Source organism: Streptomyces sp. SID5785, from assembly GCF_009870065.1.
Taxonomy (GTDB): Bacteria; Actinomycetota; Actinomycetes; order Streptomycetales; family Streptomycetaceae; genus Streptomyces.
Window position 1 is genome coordinate 1 of sequence record NZ_WWIA01000902.1, and the last position, 9703, is coordinate 9703.

The window sequence follows — 9703 nt, forward strand, 5'->3', positions numbered from 1 at the left end:
ACCCGTACGGGGCGCGGCGGCCTCCGCGGGCCGATGACTGCGGACCTTCTGCGCGGCCTTGCGGCCCATCCGCTCGATCGGGTCGACGGACTGCGCGCACCCGGCGAGCAGCGCGGCGGCCAGCGCACACCCGGCCAGCCGCGCGCCGCACCGCCGCAGGGCCGCCCCCGCTCCGGCACCTGTCACAGGTAGTCCTCCAGGCGGGCCACCGCGTAGCCCTTGTCGGTGACGTACTTCATGAATTTGCGGACCATGTCGGGCATGGTGCCCTTCCATTCGTCCCGACCCCGGAAATGAGTGAGGATGATGTCCCCCGGATGGATGTCTCTGTCCTCCTCCCGGTAGTCGAGCTTGTCGACGAAGACCTCGGCGTTCCAGATCGGCGCGTACTTGATGCCGCAGGACTTGGCGGCCTTGAGGGTGTCCTCGTTGTAGTTGCCGAAGGGCGGGCGCATCATCTGCGGCGCCTTGCCGTAGTGCTTCTTCATGATCTTCTGCATGCCGCAGATCTCGTGCTTCTGCTCGGCGTAGGACAGCCCGGGCAGGTACGGGTGCGTGAGCGTGTGGTTGTTCAGGGTGACGCCGAGCCGCTCGGCCTTCTTGAAGTAGCCGTAGTCGTCCTGGATCTCCTGGTCGGTCAGGAAGGCCGTGTACGGGATGTGCAGCTCGCTCATCATCTTCAGGAACTCGGGGTCCTTGTTCGACCCGTCGTCGATGGTGAGGAAGACGACCTTGTCCTTGGTCGGCACCGTGGTGAAGACGGGGGGCAGGCCGAGTTCGGCCTGGTCGCCGACCTCGAAGCCCTTGCGGGGCTTGATGACGGGCTTCTTCGCGGGCGGCGCGGGCGCGACGAGCGGCGCCCTGGCCAGGCCCCAGCTCCTGGCGAGGGCGAGCCGTGCGGTGCGGGCCACGCTCTGCCGGGCCGCGAAGTCGGCGCGGGCGCCGGCCGCGGGCGCCGCGGTCAGCCCCTGCGGGGCGCTGCGCAGGACACCGCGCGGCATGCCGGGCAGGGCGGCGGGAACGGCCCGGGGGGCGCCCTGCGCGGGGCGGGCGGGCTGGTGCGCGGGCTTCTCGGCGCGCTTGCCGGCCGGCCCCCCGGCGGGCTTCTCGGCATGCTTGCCCGCGGGCTTCTCCGCGTCCTTGCCCGCCGGCTTCTCGGCGTCCTTGCCCGCCGACTTCTCCGCATCCTTGCCCGCCGGCTTCTCGGGGTGCTTCGCCACGTGGCTGTCCGCGCCCCGGGCCGAACCGGTGTCGGTCGCGTCGTCGGGCCCCGCGGCGCAGCCGGAGGCGAGGGCCGCGGCGACCAGCGCGGCGGCCGTGCAGCGGACGGCCGTTCCGCGTACGGACCCGCGCCGGGGGGCCTGGTCGGCACCACGCCGGGATTTCCCCTTTACGGCGGTTTCTTCGTTTTGTCGTACTAGTTGCATGGCGCCGGATCCTCGCAGCTCACAGCGCTGATCGGCCGCCGACACCGCCGCCGGGCCCGCACCATCCACCGACTGGCCCACAATGGGCCGGGTGAGCTCCTTCTCCACCCCCGCCGACCTCGCCGCCCTCCTCGCCCCCGAGGGCCGGGCCCTGCTCGACGAACTGCGCGACCACGACCCGGGCCAGGAGCTCGCGCTCGCCACCCGGCTGCGCCGCGACCACCCCGCGGGGCTGGTCTCCGCCGCCCTCACCCAGGCCCGGCTGCGCCAGCGCGCGGTCGCCAAGTTCGGGGCGCAGGACGCGGCCCGGATGTTCTTCACCCCGCACGGCGTCGAGCAGGCGACCCGGACGAACGTGGCGGCCCACCGCGCCGCCGCGTTCACCGCGCTCGGCGTCCGCTCGGTCGCCGACCTGTGCTGCGGGATCGGCGGCGACGCCATCGCGCTGGCCCGCGCCGGAATCCGCGTCCTCGCCGTCGACCGGTCCCCGCTGACCTGCGCCGTCGCCCGGGCCAACGCCGAGGCGCTGGGCCTCGCCGAGCTCATCGAGGTGCGCGAGGCGGACGTCACCGAGGTGGACACGGACGGGTACGACGCCGTGTTCGTCGACCCGGCCCGGCGCTCCGACAAGCGGGGCCGGATCTTCGACCCCGAGGCCTACTCGCCGCCGCTGTCCTGGGCCGTGGACGCCGCCCTGAAGGCCCCGCGCGCCGCGCTGAAGATCGCCCCCGGCATCCCGCACGAGGCGATCCCGGCCGGGGCGGACGCCGAGTGGATCTCCGACGGGGGCGAGGTCAAGGAGGCCGTGCTGTGGTTCGGCACGGAGCCCGGCCGGATGCGCGCCACGCTGCTGCCGGGGCCGCGCACCCTCATCGGGCGCGGCCTGCCCGACCCCGGAGTCCGGCCGGTGGGACGGTACGTGTACGAGCCGGACGGCGCCGTCATCCGGGCGCATCTCGTCGCCGAGGTGGCCGAGGAGGTCGGCGGCGGGCTGCTCGACGAGACCATCGCGTACGTCACGGCGGACGAGCTGCGCGACACGGGGTACGCGGCGGCGTACGAGATCACCGACCGACTCCCGTTCAACGTGAAGAAGTTGAAGGCGCTGCTGCGGGAGCGGGAGGTCGGCGTGCTGACCGTCAAGAAGCGCGGGTCGGCCGTCGAGCCGGAGGAGCTGCGGCGCAAGGTCATGCCGAAGCCCTACGGGAAGGGCTCCGCGACCGTGTTTCTGACCCGGGTCGCCGGTGCCCCGACCATGCTGGTGGGCGCCCCCGTTCGCTGAGGTCACGGGGCTCCGCCCCGGACCCCGCTCCTCAGTCGCCGGAGGGGCTCGTTCCTGCCCGGCGCAGCAGGAAATCCCGTTCCCGTTCGTTCTTCGTCAGGTCCGCCGCGCGGCGGAACTCCGCGATCGCCTCCTCCCGCCTCCCCAGGCGCTCCAGCAGATCCCCGCGCACACTCGGCAGCAAGTGGTAGCCCTTCAGGGCCGGTTCGTCGGCCAGCGCGTCCACGAGGGCGAGGGCGGCCTCGGGGCCCTCCGACATCGAGACGGCCACCGCCCGGTTCAGCTCGACGACCGGCGACGGGGAGCGGGCCGCGAGCAGGGCGTACAGCGCGGCGATCCGGGCCCAGTCGGTCTCCTCGTACGTGTGCGCCCGCGCGTGGCAGGCGGCGATGGCGGCCTGGAGCGCGTACGGGCCGGGGGCGCCGGGGGCGACCGACCGCGCCGTGGCGAGGGCGGCGAAGCCGCGCCGGATCAGCAGCCGGTTCCAGCGGGTGCGGCGCTGGTCCCTGAGCAGGACGGGGGTGCCGTCGGGTCCGGTGCGGGCGGCGGCGCGCGAGGACTGAAGCTCCAGGAGCGCGGCCAGGCCGTGCACTTCGGGCTCCTTCGGCATCAGCGGCTGCAGGACGCGGGCCAGGCGCAGCGCGTCCTCGCACAGCGCGGGCCGCAGGTGGTCGTCGCCCTCGGTGGCCGCGTACCCCTCGTTGAAGATGAGGTAGATGACCTCCAGGACCGAGCCGAGCCGGGCCGCGCGTTCGGGCCCGTACGGGACCTCGAAGGCGACGTTCTTCGCGGCGAGGGTGCGCTTGGCGCGGACGATGCGCTGGGCGACCGTCGCCTCCGGGGCGAGGACCGCGCGGGCGATCTCGGCGGTGGTCAGCCCGCCGAGCAGGCGCAGGGTGAGGGCGACGCGGGCCTCGGCGGACAGCACGGGGTGGCAGCTCATGAAGACGAGGCGCAGCAGGTCGTCGTCGATGTCGTCGGGGTCCGCCGCCTCCGGCGCCGCGTACGCGAACTCGGTGGCGCGGCCGACCTCCTGGAGCTTGCGCGCGTAGTTCTCGCGGCGCCGCACGAGGTCGACGGCGCGGTGCCGCGCGGTGGCCGTGAGCCAGGCGCCCGGGTTGCCGGGGACGCCCTCGCGCGGCCACTGCTCGAGCGCGGCGACCAGCGCGTCCTGCGCCAGTTCCTCCGCGATGCCGACATCGCGCACGACGCGGGTGACGGCCGCGATGATGCGCGGGGCCTCCATGCGGAAGACCGTCTCGACGGTGCGGGCCGTGGTGGGCTGCTGTTCGGTCACAGCCCACCATCAGACATCGCCGGGCGGCGCTCCGCCAGGAGGTCAGCCCTCCTGGATCTCCCGGACCTCGGACGTGACGGTCCAGTAGTCCTCGTGGACCTGGAGGAAGCGCTTGGTCCACTCCAGGCACTCGGCCTCGTCCTTGGTCTGCAGGACGGCGTAGCCGCCGATGACCTCCTTGGTCTCGGTGAACGGGCCGTCGGTCACGGAGATCCGCCCGTTCTCGTAGTGCACGCGCTTGCCCTGCGCGGTGGGGGCGAGGCCCGCGGTGTCGAGCAGCACGCCCGCCTTCGTCATCTCCTCGATGAGCGCGCCCATGCGCTGCATGAGGCCCTCGCTGACGCCCTCGGCGGGGACGTCGTTCTCGTCGATGCGGACCATGGTCAGATAGCGCGGCATGGTGTTCTCCTCGGTGCGTGACGGGGTGGCCGTTCCCGGCCTCTCACCTGTGCGTCGATCGGGGGCCGCCCGGATCGACACCGGCACCGCATTTTCTTCGGGTTTTTCTCGTGGCGTCGGCCCGACGCCCGGCGCGCCGCACAGACCGCCTGGTCAGACCGCTTCGAACCGCCAGCGGTGGACCGCCCGGGTCACCAGATCGGCGGCCGGCTCCGGCAGCTCCGGCAGCTCGGCGTCGTAGTCGGCGTCCCACCAGGTGAGGACGAGGACCCGGTCCTGAGGGGCCCGCAGGGTCTCCCTGCGCAGCGGCGGCGGTGCGAGGACCTGGGCCTGGGCCCAGGCGAGCAGCTCCGCGCCGCGGCCCTGCGCGGCGCGGGCCTCCCACATGAGGGCGACCGTCACGAGTACAGGTTCTCCTTGCTGACCTCGTGCACGTGGTCGTGGTGGTGGTGACCGGGCACGTGCGGCTCCGTGACGGGCAGCGAGGAGTCCGCCGACAGGTCCCAGGAGGAGGGCTGCCGGTTGCGGGCGACCATCTCGGCGCCGAGCGCGGCGACCATCGCGCCGTTGTCGGTGCAGAGCCCCGGGCGGGGCACGCGCAGCCGGATGCCGGCGCGCTCGCAGCGCTCCTCGGCGAGGGCCCGCAGCCGCGAGTTGGCCGCGACACCGCCGCCGATCATGAGGTGGTCGACGCCCTCGTCCTTGCAGGCCCGCACGGCCTTGCGGGTGAGCACGTCGACGACGGCCTCCTGGAAGGACGCCGAGACGTCGCGCACCGGCACGTCCTCGCCCTCCGCCCGCCTGGCCTCGATCCAGCGGGCCACGGACGTCTTGAGCCCGGAGAAGGAGAAGTCGTACGCGGGGTCGCGCGGGCCGGTCAGACCGCGCGGGAACGCGATGGCGGCCGGGTCGCCCTCCTTCGCGTACCGGTCGATGACGGGGCCGCCCGGGAAGCCGAGGTTCAGCACGCGCGCGATCTTGTCGAAGGCCTCCCCGGCCGCGTCGTCGATCGTGGCGCCGAGCGGCCGCACGTCGGAGGTGATGTCCGTGGAGAGCAGCAGCGAGGAGTGGCCGCCGGAGACGAGCAGGGCCATGGTCGGCTCGGGCAGGGAGCCGTGCTCCAGCTGGTCGACGCAGATGTGCGAGGCCAGGTGGTTGACGCCGTAGAGCGGCTTGCCGAGTGCGTACGCGTACGCCTTGGCGGCCGAGACGCCGACGAGGAGCGCGCCGGCGAGGCCGGGGCCCGCGGTGACGGAGATGCCGTCCAAGTCCTTGGCAGTGATCCCGGCGTCCTTCAGGGCGCGCTGGATCGTGGGGACCATGGCCTCGAGGTGCGCACGGGAGGCGACCTCGGGGACGACACCGCCGAAGCGGGCGTGTTCGTCGACGCTGGAGGCGACGGCGTCGGCGAGGAGGGTGGTGCCGCGGACGATGCCGACGCCGGTCTCGTCGCAGGAGGTCTCGATGCCGAGCACGAGCGGTTCGTCAGCCATGGTTCTTCTCTTCGGTCGCTTTCTCGTCGCCCGGCGTCGCGTCCGGTGCGGTCCCGCCCGGTGTCTTCTCGTGGGGCGCGCTCTCGTCGGGTGCCTTCTCGGTGGTCAGGCGCATCACGAGCGCGTCCACGTTGCCCGGCTGGTAGTAGCCGCGGCGGAAGCCGATCGGCTCGAAGCCGAAGCGCTCGTACAGCTTCTGCGCCCGGGTGTTGTCGACGCGGACCTCGAGCATCACCTCGGCGACCTCGAAGGCCGTGGCGTGCCGCAGCAGCTCGGTGAGCAGCCGGGCGCCGAGCCCGCTGCCCCAGTGGTCGCGGGCGACGGCGATGGTCTGCACGTCGGCCAGGTCCTCGCCCGCGGCGAGCCCGCCGTAGCCGACCAGCCGGCCGTCCTCGTACGCGACGACGTACCGCCGGGTCGAGCCGACCCCGCGCGCGTGCGCGAGCTCGGACCAGAACATGCCGCGCGACCAGGCGTCGTCCGGGAAGAGGTCCTTCTCCAGGGCGAGGACGGGATCGATGTCCCACCAGCGCATCTCGCGCAGTTCGGCTGTCACGGGGACCGTCACTTGGGGGTGACCACCTTGTAGTTCTTGGGTACCTGGGCGTCCGGGCGGCGCAGGTACAGCGGCCGCGGCTCCTCCAGGGGCTCGCCCGCGGCCAGGCGCTCGGCGGCGATGGCGGCCAGCGCGGCGGCCGGCACGTGCTCGGGGCCGCGCGCGTCGGGGAACGTGCCGGGGTACAGGAGCGCGCCGGCGCCGACCACGGGCAGCCCCGCGACCTGCTCGGCGATGTCGGCGGGCCGGTCGACGGCGGGGCCCTCGACGCGGGTGCGGCGGTCCGCGTAGCGCGCCCAGTAGACCTCCTTGCGCCGTGCGTCGGTGGCGACGACGAAGGGGCCATCGACGCCCTCGGCCGCGTACGCGAGGCCGTCGAGCGTGCACACGCCGTGCACGGGGACACCGAGCGCGAGCCCGAAGGTGTCGGCGGTCATCACGCCGACGCGCAGCCCCGTGTACGGTCCCGGGCCCGTGCCCACGACGATCCCGGTCACGGCGTCGAGCCCGCGGCCCGCCTCGCGGAGCACCCGGTCGACGGCGGGCAGCAGCAGCTCCCCGTGTCTGCGGGCGTCGACCTGACCGGACTCGGCGACGACGGACGTGCCGTCGTGCAGGGCGACGGTGACGGCGGGGGTGGCGGTATCCAGAGCGAGCAACAGCACGCGAACAGCCTACGGCCACGGAGGCACACGGCGGTCCCTCCTGCTGTCGGCCCGGGAGTGCCGCGCCTCGGCTGCTACCGTCACCGGGAGCCGTCGTCGGCGCAGTGAGCAGGACATGAGAGGCAGGCACCTGGTGGCACGGAGCAGCACCGGATTCGTCAGCGCGCTGACCGCGGGCGCGCTGGCCGTGGTCGGCTTCCTGGCCTACCAGGCCTCCGCGAACGCCCCGGCCGACCTCGGGAAGGCCAAGCCCCGGACTCCGTCCGCGTCCTCGTCGCAGTCCCCGAAGGCCAAGGACCCGAAGGCGCTGCCGGTGAAGTCCGGCAAGGGCGAGCGCGTCGTGTACGCGCTGGGTTCCGACCGGGTGTGGCTGGTGGACGGGCACAACAAGACGCTGGAGAGCTACCGGGTGACGCCCGGCACGGTGGACCCGGAGCCCGGGACGTACACGGTCACCTCGCGCACCGGCTCGGTGGTGGGCACGGACGGCAAGCCGATCGAGCACGTGGTCAGGTTCGCCTCGGTGAACGGGGTGGCGATCGGGTTCTCCGCGGCCGTGGACGGCTCGACGCCCGAGCCGGACCCGACGAAGCAGACCGGCGGCATCCGCACGTCGCGGGCGCAGGGCGACCGGATGTGGGAGTTCGCGACGATCAGCCGTCAGGTGGTCGTCGTCCGCTGAGCCCGGGCGCCGGCGCGGCGGACGGGCGGCGTCGAGACGGCGCGCGCGGCCCCGCAGGAGGCCAGCAGGTCCCGCATGGTGATCCCGCGCGCGATCTCCGCCGCGGTGTGCGGCGCCGGGGTGCGCGCCTCGTGTTCTGCAGCCGACATGGACGCCTCCCGGAGCCATCGGAGCCGACGTAGTTAGGTAAACCTAACTAGATCCTGCCTCCATGTGACCATGCGGGAGCCGCGCCGCGCAAGGCTGTGCCGACACGGCGTCGGTATCCGGGCCCGCGCAGGGGCGCAGCGGTGTGCAAGGGACGCGCCACCAGGGCGCGGGTGCGGGGAAGGGCGGAGTCAGCCGGCCAGCTCGGTCAGTCCGGCCTCGCTCCAGCGGCGCCCGATCCCGTGCAGCGTCAGGACGCGGACCTCGTCGGTGGTGTCCCCGGTGGCCCGGTCGATGAGCACGTGCAGCCGGTCGTCGGCCAGCTCCTCGACCTTTCCGTCGCCCCACTCGACGACGATCACCGAGTCCGCGAGCGACACGTCGAGGTCGAGGTCCTCCATCTCGTCCAGGCCGCCGCCCAGCCGGTACGCGTCGACGTGCACCAGGGCCGGGCCGTCCGCCAGCGGCGGGTGCACCCGGGCGATCACGAACGTCGGCGAGGTGACCGCGCCGCGCACGCCGAGCCCCTCACCGATCCCCCGGGTCAGCGTCGTCTTGCCCGCGCCCAGCTCGCCCGTGAGCATCACGAGGTCGCCGGGGCGCAGCCGCTTCGCCAGCGCGAGGCCGAGCTCGCGCATCGCGTCCGGGGAGCCGACGGTGGCGGTGACGGTCGTGACCGTCGCCTCCGGGTCGGCGGGGGCGGCGTCACTCGCCGGGTGGTGCGGTCCTGCCGGTGTCTCCATGGCTCCCCACGGTAGCGGCTGCGGGCACCGCCCCGGCACGCACCAGCAGGTCGGCCAGCCGGTCGGTGACCAGCTCGGGGTGTTCCAGCATCACCAGATGACCGGCGTCCGGCACGAGCACGAACTCCGCGTCGGGCAGCAGTGCCGCGATGGCCTCGCTGTGCTCGCTCGGCGTCACGAGGTCGCCCTCACCGGCCAGGACCAGCGCGGGCAGGTCCGTGAACCGCTCCAGGGCGGCCGACTTGTCGTGCTCCTGGAACGCCGGGTAGAACTCGGCGACCACGTCGATCGGCGTGCTCTCGATCATCCGCTCGGCGAAGCGGGCGACGGCCGGATCGACGTCCCGGCTCGCGAACGAGTACCGCTTGATGATCCCGGCGAACAGGTCGGCGGTCGCCCGGCGCCCCTTCTCCACCAGGTCGGCCCGCTGGCCCAGGGCGCGCAGCACCCCGGGCAGCACCCGGCGCACCGCGTTGACCCCGGCGACCGGCAGCCCGTAGTTGACCTCGCCGAGCCGGCCCGCCGACGTGCCGACGAGGGCGACGCCCACGACGCGGTCGCGGACGAGCTCGGGGAAGCGGTCGGCCAGGGCCATCACCGTCATGCCGCCCATCGAGTGGCCGACGAGCACGAGCGGGCCCTCCGGGGCGGCCGCGTCGATCACGGCCTTCAGGTCCTCGCCGAGCCGGTCGATGGAGACGGGCGCGCCCTGCTCGCTCTGCTCGACGCCGCGCCCGGAGCGGCCGTGGCTGCGCTGGTCCCAGTACACGCAGCGCACGACGCCGCGCAGGGCCGCGCGCTGGAAGTGCCACGAGTCCTGGCTCAGGCAGTAGCCGTGGCTGAAGACGACCGTGACCGGGGCGGGGGCCTTGCGCCCGAACAGCCGGCGGCGGCGCGGCCCCGCGCTGTCCGGCTCGGCCTCGTCGACCTCGTAGGCGAGCGCGGTGCCGTCCGCGGCGCGGGCCGTGCCGGGGGTGCCGCGCAGCGCTCCGTAGGGTCCGGCCGCGTCGAG

The 9703-nt window shown here is 73.9% G+C and carries 12 protein-coding genes and 1 pseudogene; 2 read left to right on the forward strand and 11 right to left on the reverse strand.

Going from position 1 to position 9703, the window contains the following annotated elements; all coding sequences use genetic code 11:
- Window positions 1-138 (reverse strand): annotated as a pseudogene (locus GTW43_RS29610) (polysaccharide deacetylase family protein); the annotation flags it as partial.
- 44 nt (window positions 139-182) lie between these two features.
- Complete coding sequence (locus GTW43_RS29615) at window positions 183-1001, reverse strand: polysaccharide deacetylase family protein (protein ID WP_161305074.1); 819 nt, start codon at window positions 999-1001, stop codon at window positions 183-185.
- Window positions 1002-1509: 508 nt separating this feature from the next.
- Between GTW43_RS29615 and GTW43_RS29620 the strand changes: the two genes are divergently transcribed.
- On the forward strand, window positions 1510-2709 hold the full coding sequence (locus GTW43_RS29620; protein WP_161305067.1) for a class I SAM-dependent methyltransferase: 1200 nt from the start codon (window positions 1510-1512) through the stop codon (window positions 2707-2709).
- A 31-nt stretch (window positions 2710-2740) separates the two neighbouring features.
- Here GTW43_RS29620 and GTW43_RS29625 read toward each other — a convergent pair whose 3' ends face one another.
- The 6 genes from GTW43_RS29625 to tsaB all read right to left on the reverse strand — a co-directional run bounded on the left by GTW43_RS29625 (window position 2741) and on the right by tsaB (window position 7119).
- On the reverse strand, window positions 2741-3955 hold the full coding sequence (locus GTW43_RS29625) for a DUF6596 domain-containing protein (protein ID WP_161305075.1): 1215 nt from the start codon (window positions 3953-3955) through the stop codon (window positions 2741-2743).
- Between the two features lie 93 nt (window positions 3956-4048).
- Window positions 4049-4405, reverse strand: coding sequence for a YciI family protein (locus GTW43_RS29630; RefSeq protein WP_161305068.1), 357 nt, complete (start codon window positions 4403-4405; stop codon window positions 4049-4051).
- Window positions 4406-4558: 153 nt separating this feature from the next.
- Window positions 4559-4807 (reverse strand): hypothetical protein, encoded by a 249-nt coding sequence (locus tag GTW43_RS29635; RefSeq protein WP_161305069.1) that lies wholly within the window; start codon window positions 4805-4807, stop codon window positions 4559-4561.
- Window positions 4804-5898, reverse strand: a complete 1095-nt coding sequence (gene tsaD, locus GTW43_RS29640; RefSeq protein WP_161305070.1) for a tRNA (adenosine(37)-N6)-threonylcarbamoyltransferase complex transferase subunit TsaD — start codon at window positions 5896-5898, stop codon at window positions 4804-4806. The genes GTW43_RS29635 and tsaD overlap by 4 nt, the downstream gene beginning before the upstream one ends.
- A complete protein-coding gene (gene rimI, locus GTW43_RS29645) occupies window positions 5891-6433 on the reverse strand; it encodes a ribosomal protein S18-alanine N-acetyltransferase (RefSeq protein ID WP_161305076.1) in 543 nt (180 codons plus the stop codon). The genes tsaD and rimI overlap by 8 nt, the downstream gene beginning before the upstream one ends.
- A 29-nt stretch (window positions 6434-6462) precedes the next feature.
- Window positions 6463-7119, reverse strand: a complete 657-nt coding sequence (tsaB, locus tag GTW43_RS29650) for a tRNA (adenosine(37)-N6)-threonylcarbamoyltransferase complex dimerization subunit type 1 TsaB (RefSeq protein ID WP_161305071.1) — start codon at window positions 7117-7119, stop codon at window positions 6463-6465.
- A 115-nt stretch (window positions 7120-7234) separates the two neighbouring features.
- On the opposite strand from tsaB, the gene GTW43_RS29655 reads away from it, so the two are divergent.
- On the forward strand, window positions 7235-7801 hold the full coding sequence (locus GTW43_RS29655; protein WP_202502113.1) for a hypothetical protein: 567 nt from the start codon (window positions 7235-7237) through the stop codon (window positions 7799-7801).
- On the opposite strand, the gene GTW43_RS37730 is transcribed toward GTW43_RS29655, so the two are convergent.
- The 3 genes from GTW43_RS37730 to GTW43_RS29665 all read right to left on the reverse strand — a co-directional run.
- Window positions 7780-7950 carry a hypothetical protein gene (locus GTW43_RS37730; RefSeq protein WP_202502114.1) on the reverse strand — a complete coding sequence of 57 codons (171 nt, stop codon included), beginning with the start codon at window positions 7948-7950 and terminating at the stop codon, window positions 7780-7782. The two genes, GTW43_RS29655 and GTW43_RS37730, sit on opposite strands and share 22 nt — an antisense overlap.
- Window positions 7951-8139: 189 nt before the next feature.
- A complete protein-coding gene (gene tsaE, locus GTW43_RS29660) occupies window positions 8140-8691 on the reverse strand; it encodes a tRNA (adenosine(37)-N6)-threonylcarbamoyltransferase complex ATPase subunit type 1 TsaE (protein WP_161305072.1) in 552 nt (183 codons plus the stop codon).
- Window positions 8654-9703, reverse strand: a 1050-nt coding sequence (locus tag GTW43_RS29665; RefSeq protein WP_161305073.1) for an alpha/beta hydrolase, incomplete at its 5' end; no start/stop codon positions are given. The genes GTW43_RS29665 and tsaE, both read right to left, overlap by 38 nt.